The sequence below is a fragment of the Paenibacillus sp. EZ-K15 genome (assembly GCF_002573715.1).
Lineage (GTDB): Bacteria > Bacillota > Bacilli > Paenibacillales > Paenibacillaceae > Paenibacillus_AQ.
Genome location: NZ_PDHM01000012.1, coordinates 277,395 through 295,736, shown reverse-complemented (window position 1 = coordinate 295,736; position 18,342 = coordinate 277,395). Strand labels below are relative to the sequence as shown.

Here is an 18,342-nt window from a genome sequence, read left to right as displayed (position 1 = left end):
TCACCCCCTCACTCCATTGTTGCCGCCAGGCAGGGCCTTCAAGGCGTCAACCACGTGTTCCAGCCTCATGCCGCGTGAAGCTTTCACCAATACGATATCCTTCTCCGTTACCCGCTCCAGCAAGGCCTCGATCAGCTGCTCTTTATCCGTAAACGGAAGCACAGCCCCTTCAGGGAAGCGATCTTTCGCTTTCTTCGCCGTGTGAAGCGACAATGGGCCGAAGGTGAACACAAGATCCGCATTGTCCGGAGATAAATAATCTCCAATCTCGGCATGGAATTCCTCTTCCCGCTGACCAAGTTCCAGCATGTCCCCGAGAACGGCAATCCGTCTGTGGTAGCCTTTCATATCTCCAAGCACGTCCACTGCCGCCTTAACCGCGGTAGGACTGGAATTGTAAGCATCATTCAGCACGGTGACCCCGAACGCAGTCTCCACGGCTTCGATCCGCATACTCGACAGCTTCAGATTGGCAAAGCCGCTGCGAATGGCTTCATCGCCGATTCCCAAATGGGCCGCTACAGCCATCGCCGCCAGCGCGTTGACTACATTATGACGACCGAGAAGCGGCAAGCTGAAGCCTTCGCCCGCATGCCGGTTCGAAGTGAATATGATGCCTCTTGCATGGAACATGAGTCCCGTCGGATAATCATCATTGGTTTCTTGATTGCCGAACGTAAACGTTCGCAGTCCCTCAGGCTTCACCGTAGCTTCTTCAGCAAGCACCTGACGGATCAACGGTTCGTCCCCGTGATAAATCAGCAAGCCGCCTGGCTTCATGCCGCTGATGATTTCAAGCTTGGCGCGGGCGATTTCTTCGCGCGAACCTAGCTGAAGCATATGCGCTTCCCCTACGTTAGTAATCACCGTCATATCCGGACGCGCAATCGTCGAAAGCAGTTCAATCTCGCGACGTCCGCTCATGCCCATCTCAAGCACGATCACATCGGTATCTTCCTTCATCGCGAGTACGGTTAACGGAAGACCGATATGATTGTTGTAATTGCCTTGCGTCTTGTGAACCTTAAACGTGGTTTCAAGCAGTGCGGACACCATGTCCTTCACTGTCGTTTTCCCGTTGCTGCCGGTAATGCCGATCACCTTTGCACGGCTCTCGGACAAATAGGCCGCAGCAAGTGACTGGAGTGCCGTTAACGTATCCTCAACGAGAATGAGCGGCAGGTCGTCGGGAATCGGTTGATGATCTCTCTGCCAGAGCACTGCGCCCGCTCCGCTGGCAAGCACGCTCTCGGCGAACGCATGCCCGTCAAATTTCTCGCCGACAATCGGAACAAACAGATTCCCCGGCTGTATGGTTCGGGAGTCGGTACCGACCCCTTGAATGATAATGCTGTCATCTTGGTTACGTGAGAGCGTCCCGCCGCACATTTCGGCGATGCTCTTTAATGATTTATGGATCACTATTGTCTGCCCCTTATCGCGTCTTTGGCTACGATGCGGTCGTCAAAATCTAGCACTTCGCCCGCAATCAGCTGGTAGGTCTCATGACCTTTCCCCGCAATCAATACTACATCGCCCGGGCTTGCCATTTCAATAGCCTTTTCGATCGCTTTCCGGCGATCGACGATGAGCTTGTAGCTTTCTGTTGCCACTCCGTCCTCAATCAAGCCGGCTTCGATATCCTTCAGGATCAAATCCGGGTCTTCGGTACGGGGATTATCGGAAGTCACCAATACAACATCGCTATATTTCGCGGCAATTTTACCCATGATCGGCCGTTTGGTCCGATCCCGGTCGCCGCCGCAGCCGAATACCGTGAGCACCCGGCCTTCAGCGAATTCATTAACGGTACGCAGCACATTTTCGAGTCCGTCCGGCGTATGTGCATAATCCACAATCACGGCGTACGGCTGACCCTCATCCACGACCTCAACGCGGCCGTCGACTCCGGGTACGGACTCCAGGCTGTTCTTGATATCCTCGAGCGGGATTCCCTCAAGAAGCGCGGCAGCAATCGCGGCCATGGCGTTATACACGTTGAATTTCCCTACCATTCGAATTGAAATATCCGCACTGCCGCGGAATGTATCCACATGGAACGAGGTCCCTTGAGCGGTGATCGAGATGTTGCTTGCTCGTATATCCGCATCGTCTCCCAAACCATAGGTAATCACTTCCGCTGCCGTCTGCTTGGCAAAATAAGCTGAAGCCTCATCATCCGCATTCAGGACAGCATATTTGCGCGATGATTCATCCTTGGCAAAAGCGTTGCCCAGCCGGGAGAAAAACAACCCTTTTGCCCCGCGGTATTCTTCCATCGTATGATGATAGTCCAGATGATCCTGCGTCAGGTTTGTGAATATGGCCGTCCGGAAATCCGTTCCCTTCACCCGCCCCTGTTCGAGCGCATGCGAGGATACCTCCATCACGCAGCACTCAGTACCTGCGTTCGCCATATCGTTCAAGCAACGCTGAAGCTCCAACGCCTCGGGCGTTGTTCTCGGCATCGGGAACGACCGGCCATCGTATTTCATCTGAATCGTGCCGATGAGTCCGGTCTTCAGACCGTAATCGTTCATGATCGACTCGATCAAATACGTTGTCGTGGTCTTGCCGTTCGTTCCGGTTACACCGATCATCTTCATGCGGGAGCTTGGCTGATTAAAAAAGGCATTTGCCAAACCCGCCATCGCAAAGCGGCTGTCCTTCACGATGACTTGCGGAAGGTCTACCTCAAGCTTACGCTCTACGACCAATGCCGCAGCGCCTTGGTCGGCGGCCTGGGCTGCAAACTGGTGTCCATCTACCGTATGACCCGGCAGACAAATGAACAAATCCCCCGCTTTCACTTGTCTCGAGTCTGTTTCAATCCCCGTTATTTCAACATCTCCGGATCCTTCGATAACAGCAGCAGCCAATACGGATGATAATTGCTTCAATTTCATTGTTATCCCTCTCTCTATATATCTGCATCATCCGTCCCGCTCGTGAACCGGATGATGCCTTAATGTTCGTGCTTGGATTCCTCCGGGTCTTCACCCATATAAATCCGAATGGTAGCCCCCCGTTCCACCCGGCTTCCCGGCTTCGGGGCCTGGGAAATCACCGTGTTGCCGGTCCCGGACTTGGCCAGCATGAAATTCATATTCAGATCCTCATACAGATCCTGAATGGTCGCTCCGACCAGATTCGGCACAGTCACGGTTGGCGTCTCGCCATATTTATACTCGCGGGCAAGCTGATCTTTACGCGGTGGAACCTTCATATAATGCAGCGCATCCTCCAGGATGTTCTGTACGATTGGAGCAGCTACGACACCACCGAACTGAATGCCCTTCGGATTATCTACCGCAGTGTACACCACAATCTCAGGATCATCGGCAGGTGCGAATCCGATAAACGATACAATATGCTCGGTCGACGAGTACCGGCCGTTAATAACCTTCTGGGCGGTTCCCGTCTTCCCTCCGACGCGATAACCGTCAATGAAGGCCGGACGTCCGGTCCCTTTGGCGACAACGCTCTCGAGCGCCTCGCGCACTTGCTTGGATGTTTCTTCCGAGATCACTTGTCTGACGAGCTCCGGCTTGATTTCCTCGACCGTCTCTCCCGTCTCCGGATTGACCCACGCCTTGGCCACATGCGGCTTAAACAATTTGCCGCCGTTAATGGCAGCGGACACTGCCGCAACCTGCTGGATCGGCGTAACTGATACTCCCTGCCCAAATGCCGTTGTGGCTAACTCAACCGGACCGACGTTAGCGAGTTTGAACAGGATGCCATTCTCTTCCCCATTCAAATCGATGCCCGTCTTGGCCCCAAAGCCAAAATCGCGGATATACTGGAACAGGCTTTCCTTGCCCAGCTTCTGACCTAACGCCACAAAGCCCGGGTTGCAGGAGTTCTGGACAACCTCCATGAAAGTCTGGCTGCCATGTCCGCCTTTTTTCCAGCAGCGCAGTCTTGCTCCACCGACCTCTACCGCCCCACTGTCAAAGAAGTGATCGTTCTTCAGATTGACCTTGTCCTCTTCAAGGGCAGCGGCAAGCGTAATAATCTTGAACGTCGAGCCCGGTTCATAGGTCATCCAGATCGGCAGGTTGCGATTATACGTCTCGGCTGAAAACTGCTGGTAATTGGCAGGAGAATAACCCGGCCTGCTGGCCATCGCCAAAATCTCGCCCGTCTTGGGATTCATGGCAATCGACCAAGCCCCATTCGCCTGATACTTCACCATGGCTTGGTCAAGCTCCCGCTCCATAATGGACTGGATCGATTTATCGATCGTTAGCTCCAGATTCAGACCATCACGAGGCTCGACATACTTCTCCGAGGAGCCCGGCATGATTCTTCCGCCTGCATCGGACAGATAGGATATTCCGCCTTCAAAGCCCTTCAGCTTGTCGTCATGCATGGCTTCCAAGCCGGTAAGTCCCTGACTGTAGGCCCCCGTGAACCCCAAAATATGGGCTGCGAGATCGCCATAGGGATAATACCGTTTGTTATCCTCAGCAACAACGATACCCGGCAGCTTCAAATCACGAATTTCCTGAGCCAGCTCCATCGTAATTTTTCGTCCACCGGGATTTATCCGTTCCAACCTCGAACGTTTCGTAATGATTTTCTTGATATCGGCTTTGTCCATGCTGATAAGCGCAGCCAAGGTCTCGGCCGTATGGTCCGGATCTTTGATTTGTACAGGAATCGCCCAAATGGTCGGTGTCGTTATATTCGTAACCAATGCGGTTCCGTTACGATCCAAAATTTCACCACGCTGTGCCGCAAACGGAATGTCGCGGCGCCAGAGATCCTCCGCTTTCGCCGACAGCTCCGCGCCTTTCCCAATCTGCACATAAGCCAGTCTGATAATCAGTGCAGAGAACAGCAAGAGCAGCAGCAGCAGGCTCCAGAGCAGTCTTCTCCGCTGCGATACCTTGGATACTTTCACCTAAGCTTCCCTCCCTGTTTGAACCCGAAAGCTCATGATTATGCGTTCTTCACATGAGTATTCGGGACAAACCCGGGTTAGAACAAGCTATTCCCCTCCTACGCTGCCTGTTGTTTCAGTTTCTTCATCGGTGGATTCTTCCCCGTTAGGATCTTCATTGCCAGCGGATGATGTTTCATCAGAGCTGCTGCTTCCCGTTATTAACTCTTGAGCCGATTTCAGGGTTAACTGCACGATTCGCTGGCCATTCTCCTTAGCTTCCAATTGCGAAACAACGTAGCCCTCACCCTGAACATTAACCTTTACTTTCATCAACGTGAGTACTTCCATGGCGTCCCTGAGCGATTCACCCTCTAAATTCGGGATTTTCATTGTTGGGCTATCCTCTGTAAGAAGATAGATTCGTTGACCTGCACTAATGATCGCATTTGCAGGCGGATATTGCTCCTTCACCGTGCTTCCGTTGCCTAAGGTCTCAAACGCTACTCCATCCTTCAGCAGCTTGGCTTTTACGTCGCTCAGCTTCATCCCCGTAAAGTCTGGTGCTTTTAGGGAATCCTTCAGCGTCGTGCCTGCATTCGATTTTTCTTTATCCTGAGTTGCATTCGATTTGGGAACGCCCCAATAATTCAATGTCTTGGAGACGATTTCTTTGAATATCGGTGCTGCCAGCTTACCGCCGCCCTGTTCCACGTTCGGTTCGTCGATAATGACCAGCACGGCAATCTTCGGATTCTCGACGGGAGCGTACCCGATGAACGAAACCACTTGTTTCGAACGGTCTTTATATCCGCCGCCGGATTTTATTGCGGTACCCGTTTTGCCCGCAACCCGGTAGCCTTCAATATACGCAAGCCTACCTGTACCAATGGATTGGTCGGCTACGACCTGCTCAAGGTAAGTCCCTGTTTCTCTTGCGGCCTTAGGAGATATAACCTGACGCACGACTTCCGGCTCGATTTTCTCAACCTTACCCGTGTTAGGGTCCTCGATCTGCTTCACCATATGAGGCTTCATGAGCTTGCCTCCGTTGGCCACTGCCGAAATAGCAGCAATCTGTTGAATAGGCGTTACGGATACAGCGTAACCGTAGGTCATGGTTGAAATATCGGAATCATAAGTCATATTCAAGGTACCCAATACTTCGACTGGGAGGTCGATCCCCGTTCTCTGAGTAAACCCAAATTCCCGAATATAGTTGGTAAATCGTTCCTTGCCAAGCATTTCGAATCCCAATTTTACAAAAGCAACGTTACTCGACTTCTTCACGCCTTCCAAGTAGGTGATAGGGCCCCAGCCTACGCTGTTAATGTCCCGGTGAGTTCTTCCACCCGCTCTTATGGATCCGGATTGATAAATAGCACCCGGGTTAAACAGCTTCTCCTGAACTGCACTGGCCAGCGTTACAATTTTGAAAGTCGATCCCGGCTCATAGGTGGACCGCACGGCATGATTGTTAAAATTCTTTTGATTCCATTCCGAATATGTATTGGGATCAAAAGTCGGCATATTGGCCATCCCCAGTATTTCCATCGTGTTCGGATCCGCTGCGATTACCGTCATACTGATTGGTTTATATTGGGCATACGTGTCGCGCATCGCTTCCTCGATATAATACTGGATTGTATCGTCGGTCGTCAGTACTAAATTTTTCCCATTTATTGCAGGCTGATATAAATCGTTCTCACTCGGCAGCTTGACCCCCTTCTTGTCACTCTTATAAGAAGCGAATCCGTCGGTTCCCTTCAGCCTGTCGTCATAATACTGCTCAATGCCTCCGATACCGTTACCCTGACGATCGGTATAGCCCAAGATATGGGCAGCCAATGTCTCTTTAGGATAGAATCGTTTTGACTCTCGCTGAAAGCCGATGCCCGAATCGGGAACCTTACCGGCAGCCTTTAATTTTTGATTCAAGCTTTCACTAAACTCTTTAACCTCTTCCATCTTCTCCTGGTCAATCTTCCATCCTTCACTGCGGACTTCACGGCCTTTGAGGTATTCCCCTTTATCGTCTTTAGCTTTAACCAGCTCACGAAGTTCGCCCTCATCCTTGTCGAGAATCTCATGCAGCCCTTTAACGACCTCATTCTCCATGCCGTTAGCCTGAATGACCGCAGGGTTCACAATGACCGTAAAGGCAGGCGCATCCATGGCAAGAATATCGCCGTCCCGATCCATAATCGTCCCTCGCGTGGCCGGAAGAACCTGTTTACGCGACCATTTCGATAAAGCTTGTTCCTTCCAGAAGTCGTTATCGATCACCTGCAGCCAAAAGACCCGACCAATCAATAAAGCAAAAAAGAGGGTTATACATCCCCCTATTAGCACGGTACGCAGTTTGATTTTTTTTATCATCGGTCAAAACCTCACACTTCAATCATTTTGTCCCGAGTCCGAATTCTGTGTCCCGGATGAACCCGAGACGGGTGATAGATGGATCGTATTTTTATCCTCAATAGGCACATAACCCAACTCTTTTGCCTTGTCCAATATTTGCGTCTCCAGTGTTTGCTTTTCAACCTGAAGCTGATCAATATCTCGTTTCGCTTTGAGTATATTATTGTCGGTATCATGAATTTGCCGGTTTAAGTCATAGGAATGAACATGACTCATACCAATGACGCCCATGACGGCAACCACAAACACCACGGACAACATATATAGCAGCTTTTCTTTTTGCGGAAGCTGGGAACGACGTTTGACGACTTTTGTCTTCTCGAGATAAGCGGACTGCTGCGTTTCCTTCTGTCTCTCCTGTACGGCTAAATTGCCGCGCGTGTAGGCCATGGCTGATTCTCCTTCTTCAGGGATTTAATGTTTCTACAGTTTCTCCGCAATCCGCAGCTTCGCCGATCGTGCCCTTGGATTACTCTCAATCTCTTCCGCAGAGGGCATAAGCGGTTTGCGGTTCACCAGTTTCAGATCACCTTGGCCACCTCCGCACACACACATCGGAAAGTCTGGAGGGCACGTACACTTGGGAATGTAGCTGTTAAAAATCTGTTTGCATATCCGGTCTTCGAGCGAGTGAAAAGTGATTACTGAGACTCTTCCTCCTGGTGCAAGACATCTCACGGCTTGGTGAAGCGCATCTTTGAATGCGCCAAGCTCATCATTTACCGCAATCCGAAACGCTTGAAAGCTTCGTTTCGCCGGATGGCCGCCCGTTCTCCGAGCTGCGGCCGGAATCCCTTCCTTAATCATTTCGACAAGCTCACCCGTTGTCTGAATAGGACTCTGCGCCCTTCTTTCAACAATGACCTTGGCAATTCGCCTTGAAAATTTCTCTTCGCCGTATTCATACAATATTCGTGCGATTTCCTGTTCTGGCCATTCGTTTACAATCCTGGCTGCGGTAAGCTCAGCGGATTGATCCATCCGCATATCCAGCGGGGCATCATGGTTGTAACTAAAGCCTCTCTCCCCTTCATCGAACTGCGGAGAGGATACGCCCAAATCGAACAGTATACCGTCAACTTGCGGCTGCCCGTTCTCGTCAACCTCCACTTCGTTTCGGAGCACCTCCTCCAAATCACGAAAATTGGTTTTGACTAGAGTGATCCGGTCCACATAAGGCTTCATGACTTCCCGGGCATTATTCAATGCCCAATCGTCCTGATCCAATGCGATTAACCGGCCCTTCGAACTTAGTTGGGAAGCAATAAGCGAGCTGTGCCCTGCTCCCCCGAGCGTACAGTCAACATATATGCCGTCTGGTTTGATGCGCAGCCCCTCTGTTGCTTCTTGCTTAAGCACTGTGATGTGATGGAACAAAGCTGCAGCCCTCCATTGTGTCTCATTCATGATTTTTAAGTGTAACTTGTCCATTTCAATACGATGTTCCTAGCTGGTTATAAATCAAAATCAAAGTCTACCAGCTTCTCAGCAATGTCGTTGAATGCTTCCTCCGATTGCTGATAGTAATTCTGCCACTGCTCCTTGCTCCAGATCTCCACTCGGCTCGATACGCCGATGACAACGCATTCCTTCTCGAGCTTGGCGAACTCGCGCAAATTGCCCGGCAAATTTACCCTTCCCTGTTTATCCCATTCACATTCCGTCGCCCCGGAGAAAAAAAACCGGGTGAATGCACGTGCATCCGACTTCATGAGTGGCAGGGATTTGAGCTTCTGCTCCATGATGGCCCATTCATCTTTGGGGTATACAAAGAGGCAATTGTCCAATCCGCGGGTTACGATAAATGAGGTGCCCAGGAGGTCACGAAATTTAGCAGGGATGATGATCCTCCCCTTATCGTCGATGCTATGTTGAAACTCCCCCATGAACATCAGGCACTCCACCCCTTAACCCCGATTCCCCACTTTGCACCACTTTCCACCACTTTAGGATAATAGATTCGGCGTCAAGAATCAAATACCTTCTAACGAGCATTTGTTTTTTTGGAACTTTCTCTCAGGACATTCGCACAAAAAACCTCCTTTCATCCCACTCGGGGATGGAAAGGAGGTTTGCAAATGATCTAAAGCTGCTGCTGTTTAGTGCTGAGCCCAGCTGTCCAAGTAAGACTTTTGCTCAGCGCTCAGGCTGTCGATTGTAATACCTAGACTTTCCAGTTTATATAAGGCAACCTGTTCATCCAATTCGTAAGGAACATTTACTACGTGGTTACCGATGTTCTTGTACTGATCATTCACGTGTTTGAGAGACAAAGCTTGAAGCGCAAACGTCATATCCATAATTTCTGCCGGATGTCCGTCACCTGCCGCCAGATTCACCAAACGGCCTTCGGCAAGCAAATAAATCTTACGACCATCTTTCAGATGATATTCTTCAATATTGCGCCGAACCGTCCGAACCGATTGAGATCGTTCTGACAAATCCGGTTTATTGACTTCCACATCGAAGTGACCGGCATTGGATAAAATGGCACCGTCCTTCATGACATCAAAGTCTTCCCCACTAATGACATCGCGGTTACCCGTGACGGTGACAAAGAAGTCTCCTAATTTGGCTGCTTCGCGCATTGGCATGACGCGGAAGCCGTCCATATAAGCTTCAACGGCCTTAATCGCATCAATCTCGGTCACAATGACGTTGGCACCCAGACCTTTGGCGCGCATGGCGACGCCCTTCCCGCACCAGCCATACCCTACCACAACGACGGTCTTGCCTGCAACCACCAGGTTGGTCGTGCGGTTAATTCCGTCCCAGACCGATTGTCCAGTACCATAACGGTTATCGAATAAGTATTTGCAGTATGCATCATTCACGGCAACCATCGGGAACTTCAGAGAGCCTTCCTTCTCCAAAGATTTCAGGCGCAGGATGCCTGTCGTTGTCTCTTCCGCTCCGCCTCGAATTCCTTCAAGCAGATCCGTACGCTCGGAGTGAAGGATCGTTACGAGATCCCCGCCATCGTCGATGATCAGATCCGGTCTGGTCTCCAGTGTTGAAATGAGGTGCTGCTTGTATTCTGCAGGATCCGGGTTATACTTGGCAAACACCGTGATCCCGTCTTCTACCAATGCGGCACACACATCATCTTGAGTAGACAACGGATTACTGCCCGTAATTGTCACTTCAGCTCCGCCAGCCTGAACGACTTTCGCCAGATAAGCGGTCTTGGCTTCCAGATGCAAGGAGATGGCGACTTTCAACCCTTTGAACGGCTGTTCTTTCTCGAATTGTTCACGCACCCGGTTCAATACCGGCATATGCGCCTTCACCCAATCAATTTTCAAATGACCTTCCGGTGCCAGTTTCAAGTCGGTAATATTGCTGGTTTGTATTGATGATGAGCTCATTTAACGGCCTCCTATGATCTGATGATTGAATTCCTGATCATTATACGTAAACGACCCTGTGAATGCCCGAAGCAACGTATGGGATTTCCATCAGGCGATCCACCAGATTCAATCCATAACGATTCATGTATTCCAGGATGTTATACACCCTCTCCTGAGGTTTCCCTTCCGGCATCAGTGTCTGTTCAATGCGTTTCCACTGTGCCAATGCGGCCTCATGCTGCTGTTCCAAGGCATTCCGGGATTTACTTAACAGGTAATCCATCTGCTCCAATATTTTTTCTTTATTGGTTAGACCTAATTTTAACAGTCCGCTTTGCATTTTGCCAAGATCTTCTATTAAAGGCTGATATAATGCTTCAAATTGTTCCCGGGTTTGACTGAATCGTTCTTCCAGATTCAACTCATCCTTGCTGGCAAGCCAAGCCTCACGCTTCTCAGACAAACGGAGGTGAACATCCTCGAAGGACAATCCATATTTCTCCATAAGCTTATGGACGGTTCCATCCACGATGGAGAATGACATTCTCGGGATGATCAGCGGCATCTGCAAACCTAAGTCGGAAAATGCATAGCGCGTAATCGCCCAATAAGAAATCTCGCCTGGACCGAGTATCGTTCCGAGCACGGGCAGCAGCGAATCCTGCATAATTGGACGGGTCAGCACATTGTTGCTGAAGCGTTCAGGATGCTGATGCAAATCCCGAAGCAGTTCTTCCTCCGTGAGCGTAATGATGCCTTTCCGGTCCGAGAATACACGTCCTTCTCGGTAAAGCAGCAAGCGTCTGCCTTCATGCAAATAGAACAAGTTGGCCCCATTCTCGGATACATCAGCCTGCACTTCATAACCCAAACCCGCGATATCCCTTGCAGCTTGCTGGTACGAAAGTCCCATTGTTTCGTTGCGGGTAATCAAAGATTCGAATATGGGCACTTCCAACGCCCGCAGTCCCGGATCTGCAGAATCCAGGAGTATTAGCCCATATTTGCCGAACATACAGCTGATGAGTTTAGCGAATCCCTCGCTGAGTCCAGCCGAACCGTCAAACGATTCCCTCGCCATCTTCAGCAGATCTGCCTTATTTTCGCTGTCTGCCAATTGAATCTGGAGCTCTGCCAGCATCGCATTCCAATCTTCCTCAGCAACGTCAGTATAACTAACCGACGTCCTGAGTCCGTCCTTGGCATCAAGCTTGATCTTGGAAAGCTGCTGATCCTGACTCAGGAAGTACGTATGATTCACTTCATCCCAATCATGATCCTCCCCGGCGATCCAAAATACAGGCACGACAGGACGATTCAAGCGCTCTTCCGCTTCGCGGGCCGCTTGAATGACGGTAATTGCTTTATATATGACAAGCAGAGGTCCAGTGAACAAACCGCTTTGTTGTCCACCAACCATGGTAACTGTTCCTGGCTGCTCCAGAAGTTGGAGTGATTTATGTACAGCGGGATGATCATTGTGTTTCTGATTGTACGTCCGAAGACAATCTGCCAGCGCTTTACGCTGAATTCGTTTGTCTTCCGAAAGATCCAGCCATTGTACCCGCTCTGCATAGCTGTGCTCGCCGCGGTAATCTTCACCGTAGAACCCGCTTACCCGGTCGAAGTGATGAATATAATCCTGAGCGAGACGCGAAGCGAGGGATAATGGTTCCGGAACGATATTCATGAGGTATTCCTCCTATTCTACGTCGCAACCAAATCTAGATTGTGCATGAAATTTAATTTATTCTATAACATTTTGCCTTTCTTGATTGTACCGAATGTTGGCATTCTGCGTCAAAGGAAAAGAATAGCCGCCGGCACGATGCCAGCGGCTATTCTTGAAGCAGCTTTCTCATATTCAGGTCCGCTTGTTCAAGCGTAGGCTTTTGCAACCCAGTGTCCTTTGGACACTTCGACCAATTCCGAATCCTTGACGTCCAGTTGAACCGTTCCGTCTTCGCCTTTGGCAGCTGAAATCGGCCCCTGCATATCGTCTTCCAGCTTGAGACGCTTTTTGTTTGCCTCAATTTCTGGATCCGGAATCGGAATTGCGGACAACAAGGTCTTAGTATAAGGATGGATCGGATTTGCATACAGCTCTTCACTGTCTGCTAGCTCCACCATTTTACCCAAATACATAACCGCTACCCGATCACTGATATGCTTGACCATGGACAGGTCATGCGCAATGAAGAGATAGGTCAAGCCCAAACGGTCCTGCAAATCCTTGAGCAGGTTGACAACCTGCGCCTGAATCGAAACGTCAAGCGCCGAGATCGGTTCGTCGCATATGATGAATTTAGGGTTTACCGCAAGAGCACGAGCAATCCCGATCCGTTGACGCTGACCGCCGGAGAATTCATGAGGGTAACGCGTCGAGTGGTCACTATTCAAGCCGACCATATCCAGCAGCTCCTCAATCCGCTTCTTGCGTTCGGCGCGGCTGCCGGCCATACCGTGAATATCCAATGCTTCTCCGATAATATCCGACACCGTGAATCTTGGATTTAGCGAGGCATACGGATCCTGGAAGATCATCTGCATATCGCGGCGCATCGCCTTCATCTTGCCCGGAGACAGCTTGTAAATATCCGTTCCGTTAAAATTAACGCTGCCGGCCGTAGGTTCATAGAGACGAAGAATCGTCCGTCCTGCTGTTGATTTACCACAACCCGACTCTCCCACCATGCCAAGCGTTTCGCCTTCACGGATATAGAAGTTCAGGTCGTCAACCGCTTTAAGAATCTGGCCTTTGCCCACGTTAAAATACTTCTTCAGGCCCTTTACCTCAATCAAGTGGTTATCCTTCATGAACCCTGCGCCTCCTTCGCCATCGGATGCAGATTCCAGCAGCGCGCCATATGCGTGTCGCTAAATTCCGTTGCGCCCGGATCCACCCGTTCACAAATTCGCATAGCTTCATCACAGCGAGCGGCGAACGGACAGCCTACAGGCGGTTTGATCAGATCCGGTGGTGTTCCGATAATCGGAATAAGCGGTTCGTCTTTCTTCTGATCCAGACGCGGCATGGAGCGAAGCAAACCTTTGGTGTAAGGATGCTGCGGATTTTTGAAAATCTCCCATTTCGTTCCCGTTTCCACCACTTCACCTGCATACATTACGATGACACGGTCACACATGCCGGCAACAACGCCGAGGTCATGCGTGATCAGAATGATCGATGTGCCCAAGCGTTCCTGCATTTCCTTCATAACGTCCATAATCTGTGCCTGAATGGTCACGTCGAGTGCCGTCGTCGGTTCGTCCGCAATCAGCAGGGTCGGCTTACATGCAAGCGCAATCGCGATCATCGCACGCTGCCGCATACCGCCGGAGAACTCATGCGGATACTGATTGAAGCGCTCCTCCGCATTTTTGATACCCACCAGCTTCAGCATTTCTATGGCGTGTTTTTTGGCTTCGGAGAAAGACATCCCCTGGTGCTTGATCAGCACCTCCGTAATTTGCTTACCTATTCGAATGGTCGGGTTTAGCGACGTCATCGGATCCTGGAAGATCATTCCGATATCCTTGCCGCGAATCGCTTCCATCTGTTTATTCGTTTTTTTGAGAAGGTCTTGTCCTTGGAAAATGACCTCACCCTTTTTTATTTCTGAGGGCGGGGACGGAATCAATCGCATAATGGTCTGGGCGGTAACACTTTTACCGCTTCCGGACTCACCGACGATGGCAACCGTCTCCCCCTTGCCGACTTCAAAATTCATGCCGCGGACTGCCTTTACTTCACCGCCGCGAACACGAAACGATACGTTGAGGTCCTTTACCTGCAAGATCGGTTCCATACCTTCCCACCTCCTATTTTTTCAATTTCGGATCCAGCGCATCACGCAATCCATCACCGAAAATGTTAAATGCTAACATCGTCAAGCTGATAAATAGAGCAGGGAACAACATCCGCCATGGATAGTACATCCATCCGGACAGGGCATCATTAATCATGGAGCCCCATGAAGCAACCGGTGCTTGAACTCCAAGACCAAGGAAGCTCAGGAAAGCCTCGGCAAAGATCGCACTTGGAACCGACAGGGTCAAGGTAACGATAATCGGACCCATCGCATTCGGAATCAAATGCCGGAACAACAGGCGCGCGGTTCCCGCACCCATCGAACGTGAAGCGAGGACATATTCTCTGTTCTTAAGCTGCATAATCTCGCCCCGCACAATCCAGGACATGTTAATCCAACCGGTGATGGTTAAGGCGAGTATGATCGTTCCTAAACTTGGTTCAAATACAACCAACAGCAAAATCGTAACGAGCAGGTACGGAATGGAATACAAAATTTCGGCAAACTTATTCATGAACTCATCGATACGGCCACCGAAATAACCCATGATGCCGCCATATATTACACCAATCATCAAGTCAATCGCAGCTGCTGCAAGACCAACGGTCAAGGAAATCCGAGCACCCATCCAAGTACGAACAAAAACGTCGCGGCCCAGATCGTCGGTTCCAAACCAATGTTCTGATGAAGGCGGCATATTCGTATTCATCAAATCATTCGTTTCATAATCATAGTTAGAGATCATCGGGCCGATAATGGCCATGATGACAATCAGGATCATAATAATCAAGCCGGACATAGCAAGCTTGTTCTTGCGCAATCTTTCCCAGGAATCTCTCCAGGAGGACAAACTTTCACGCTGTATTACCTCGGATTGTTTCTCATCAGGACCAATCTTCTGAAAATCTTCAGGCTTCAAGTCTAGTGCCGCAGGATGAGGCATACTTTGTTCTTTCTCCATGTCTACCTCTCCTTCCCGCCGGTCAATTTAATGCGTGGATCCACAAATACATATACGATATCTGTAACGAAACGCGCCAGCATCAGCAAGATGCCGTAGAATATGGTAATCCCCATAATGACTGTATAATCGCGGTTTGTGATACTTTCCACAAACTGCTTGCCAATGCCGCCAATACCGAAGATCTGTTCAATAACAACCGAACCGGTAATGATGTTCGCTGTCATTGGGCCGACGTAAGTTACGACCGGCAATATCCCGTTTCGGATTACGTGACGGAACATAATGGCGAACCAGTTAAGACCCTTGGCCTTCGCCGTCTTGATATAATCCGAATGCAGTACTTCCAGCATGCTGGATCGCGTTAATCGCGCGATAAATGCAATCGGTTGAGCAGATAGGGCCATAACAGGAAGCACGTAGTCGAGCGGTCCTTCAAAGCCCATAACGTTGAAAATGCCCGCTTTCTCTGCGAGAACGTATTGCAACAATGACGCGAGTACGAAACTCGGTACCGCGATCCCGAGAACCGAGATAATCATGGCGATGTTGTCAATCAGCTTGCGGTGATACAGAGCTGCAAGCATCCCCAGCAGGACACCCACAATAACGGATACTACGATCGCGATAAGACCCAATCGAAGTGAAGGGCCAAATGTATCAACAATAATATCAGTGACGGATTGCCCCTGTTTTTTCATAGACAAACCAAAGTCACCTTGAACGATATTGCCCAAGTATTTCGTATATTGCTGAAATACCGGTTTATCTAAATCATACTGCTCCATCAGCCTCGCCAAAATTTCAGGCGATGGCTTTTTCTCTCCCATAAACGGATCGCCCGGTATGGCTTTCATAAGAAAAAAAGTGGCTGAGATCAGTATGAGCAACGATACAAGCATATAAAAAAACTTACTCGCCACATACCTCAGCATTTCGCTAGCCTCCTGATCAGTTGTTCTAAACCAAGCCGTCTATATAATTGTATTATTCTAGAACGGACCTGGCACCCCTTAACTTTCACCAACGGACACAAGATTTGGAAACCTTGTGCTCATACAAAAAAATCGGGATATATATGAGGTTTAAAAGCCCCACATATATATCCCGAACCGTAGTCTTTTATAAATGGATTACAAAAGACTACTCGATATATGCACGTGTGAAATCGATATCACCCTTATAATCCAGATGAAGATTCTTCACCCATGGTTTAACCAGGGACACGCTGGAGTAGTAGTAGATCGGCATAACAACTTGGTTGTCTTCAACGAGAATTTTCTCAGCTTTGGACATCAGCTCCATGCGTTTAGCGTTATCGCTAGTTGCATAAGCATCCTTCACAAGTTGGTCATATTCTTCGCTCTTGAAGCCAGTATCGTTGTTACCGCCTTTGGATGTCCACATATCGATATAAGTCATCGGGTCGTTATAGTCTGCTCCCCAACCGGAACGGGCAATTTGATAGTTCAAATCCGTACGGTTCTTCAGGAATACGCCCCACTCTTGGTTTTGTACCTTCACAGTAACGCCGAGATTGTTCTTCCACATATCTGCAATAGCAAGCGCAATTTTCTTGTGGTTGTCATCGGAGTTATGGATTAAAGTAACTTCCGGTAATGTGGTATAGCCTTTTTCCTTCATACCTTGCTCGAGCAGTTTCTTAGCTTCTTCAAGATTTTCATCGAAGTAAGTATCAGGTACCTCTTTACGGTACTCGTCGGACTCACCCTTGATACCAGGAGGAACAAAACCATGTGCAGGAAGTTGTCCACCTTGCGTGATTTTCTCTACGATCGCCTGACGATCAATCGCCATTGCGAAAGCTTTACGGATGTTCACATTGTCAAAAGGTTCTTCTGTTGTGTTAAAGATATAGAAATACGTCGATGAAATACCTTTGATCATCAGTTCATCGCCCAATTCCTTCTTGATCGCATTCAGCTGATCCGTCGGAATATTTCCTGTTGGATGTCCTGCATAATCCAATTCATCGTTACGATAGCTTGAAAGTTCAGTTGCAGAGCTGTTCACGATACTCATTTGAACTTTTTCTAGTTTGATTGCATCCTTGTCCCAATATTGGTCGTTCTTCACAAGCTCGATCTTTTGACCTTTGGTCATTTGTGAAACTTTGAACGGACCATTACCAATCAATGTTTCCGGTTTGGTTGCCCAAGAAGCATTACCTTCAACGGAGTTGTGAATCGGGAAGTAGGTTTGGAATGACATCAAGCTGAGGAAGTATGGCGTTGGGTTTGCCAGCGTAACTTCGAGCGTATAATCATCGGTTGCTTTTACGCCGACTTCATTGGCGTCTTTGATCTCTCCAAGATTGTAAGCTTCAGCGTTCTTAATGTAATAGAGCTGATACGCATATGGTGATGCTGGAGTAAAGTTCGGATCAAGTACGCGTTTCCATGCATACTCAAAATCTTTTGCCGTTACTGAATCGCCGTTACTCCATTTGGCATCTTTGCGAAGGGTGAAGACATATTTCAATCCATCTTCAGAAACATCCCATTTTTCGGCTACGCCAGGCTCTTCTGAGCCATCTGCACCCTTCCGAACCAAACCTTCAAACACAGCACTGATTACTGTATTCGACGTGTTATCCTGAGCCAAGCCCGGATCCAATGTAGGAGGGTCGGAAGCAAGGTTCATACGGAAGACTTGCTCTTTAGGCTTGTCCGCCGTTCCGCCTTTATTGGCGCCATCGTTCTTGTCAGCTCCACATGCTGCTAAAACTGAGCTGAAAGCAAGAATTAACGTCATAAGAAGCATTAATTTCTTTTGTTTCTTCATCTTGCGGTATCCCCCTCATAGATTTTAGGTATATGCTTATCGATTATACAACCAGTGGTCAAAAAAATCCAGAAATCAATAAATTGAAAAATCTGCCTGACCCAA

General features: G+C 49.2%; 14 protein-coding genes. All 14 read right to left on the bottom strand.

Features of this window, described 5'->3' with window-relative positions:
- The 14 genes from CRG97_RS09375 to CRG97_RS09310 all read right to left on the bottom strand — a co-directional run bounded on the left by CRG97_RS09375 (position 1) and on the right by CRG97_RS09310 (position 18,237).
- Complete coding sequence (locus tag CRG97_RS09375) at positions 1 to 1,422, bottom strand: UDP-N-acetylmuramoyl-tripeptide--D-alanyl-D-alanine ligase (RefSeq protein WP_098742747.1); 1,422 nt, start codon at positions 1,420 to 1,422, stop codon at positions 1 to 3.
- A complete protein-coding gene (locus tag CRG97_RS09370) occupies positions 1,422 to 2,906 on the bottom strand; it encodes a UDP-N-acetylmuramoyl-L-alanyl-D-glutamate--2,6-diaminopimelate ligase (protein ID WP_098742746.1) in 1,485 nt (494 codons plus the stop codon). Before CRG97_RS09370 ends, CRG97_RS09375 begins: the two co-directional genes overlap by 1 nt.
- A gap of 59 nt (positions 2,907 to 2,965) precedes the next feature.
- A complete protein-coding gene (locus CRG97_RS09365; RefSeq protein WP_098742745.1) occupies positions 2,966 to 4,909 on the bottom strand; it encodes a stage V sporulation protein D in 1,944 nt (647 codons plus the stop codon).
- A gap of 87 nt (positions 4,910 to 4,996) precedes the next feature.
- Entirely contained in the window at positions 4,997 to 7,267 is a 2,271-nt protein-coding gene (locus CRG97_RS09360; RefSeq protein WP_098742744.1) for a penicillin-binding transpeptidase domain-containing protein, read from the bottom strand.
- 18 nt (positions 7,268 to 7,285) lie between these two features.
- Positions 7,286 to 7,699 carry a cell division protein FtsL gene (locus tag CRG97_RS09355; protein ID WP_076320630.1) on the bottom strand — a complete coding sequence of 138 codons (414 nt, stop codon included), beginning with the start codon at positions 7,697 to 7,699 and terminating at the stop codon, positions 7,286 to 7,288.
- Positions 7,700 to 7,732: 33 nt separating this feature from the next.
- A complete protein-coding gene (gene rsmH, locus CRG97_RS09350) occupies positions 7,733 to 8,686 on the bottom strand; it encodes a 16S rRNA (cytosine(1402)-N(4))-methyltransferase RsmH (RefSeq protein ID WP_098742743.1) in 954 nt (317 codons plus the stop codon).
- Positions 8,687 to 8,763: 77 nt separating this feature from the next.
- Positions 8,764 to 9,201 (bottom strand): division/cell wall cluster transcriptional repressor MraZ, encoded by a 438-nt coding sequence (mraZ, locus tag CRG97_RS09345; RefSeq protein WP_009590832.1) that lies wholly within the window; start codon positions 9,199 to 9,201, stop codon positions 8,764 to 8,766.
- 207 nt (positions 9,202 to 9,408) lie between these two features.
- Positions 9,409 to 10,677, bottom strand: coding sequence for an adenosylhomocysteinase (locus tag CRG97_RS09340; RefSeq protein ID WP_098742742.1), 1,269 nt, complete (start codon positions 10,675 to 10,677; stop codon positions 9,409 to 9,411).
- A gap of 40 nt (positions 10,678 to 10,717) precedes the next feature.
- Positions 10,718 to 12,349: a bacillithiol biosynthesis cysteine-adding enzyme BshC gene (bshC, locus tag CRG97_RS09335; RefSeq protein WP_098742741.1), complete on the bottom strand. Its 1,632-nt coding sequence runs from the start codon at positions 12,347 to 12,349 to the stop codon at positions 10,718 to 10,720.
- 188 nt (positions 12,350 to 12,537) lie between these two features.
- A complete protein-coding gene (locus tag CRG97_RS09330; protein WP_098742740.1) occupies positions 12,538 to 13,476 on the bottom strand; it encodes an ABC transporter ATP-binding protein in 939 nt (312 codons plus the stop codon).
- Complete coding sequence (locus CRG97_RS09325; RefSeq protein ID WP_076320625.1) at positions 13,473 to 14,468, bottom strand: ABC transporter ATP-binding protein; 996 nt, start codon at positions 14,466 to 14,468, stop codon at positions 13,473 to 13,475. The genes CRG97_RS09330 and CRG97_RS09325 overlap by 4 nt, the downstream gene beginning before the upstream one ends.
- 13 nt (positions 14,469 to 14,481) lie before the next feature.
- The gene (locus CRG97_RS09320; protein ID WP_098742739.1) at positions 14,482 to 15,432 is read right to left on the bottom strand and encodes an ABC transporter permease; all 951 of its coding nucleotides are present in this window, start codon (positions 15,430 to 15,432) and stop codon (positions 14,482 to 14,484) included.
- Between the two features lie 2 nt (positions 15,433 to 15,434).
- Positions 15,435 to 16,367 (bottom strand): ABC transporter permease, encoded by a 933-nt coding sequence (locus CRG97_RS09315; protein ID WP_098742738.1) that lies wholly within the window; start codon positions 16,365 to 16,367, stop codon positions 15,435 to 15,437.
- 208 nt (positions 16,368 to 16,575) lie between these two features.
- Positions 16,576 to 18,237 (bottom strand): peptide ABC transporter substrate-binding protein, encoded by a 1,662-nt coding sequence (locus tag CRG97_RS09310; protein WP_098742737.1) that lies wholly within the window; start codon positions 18,235 to 18,237, stop codon positions 16,576 to 16,578.
- Positions 18,238 to 18,342 lie beyond the last annotated feature (105 nt).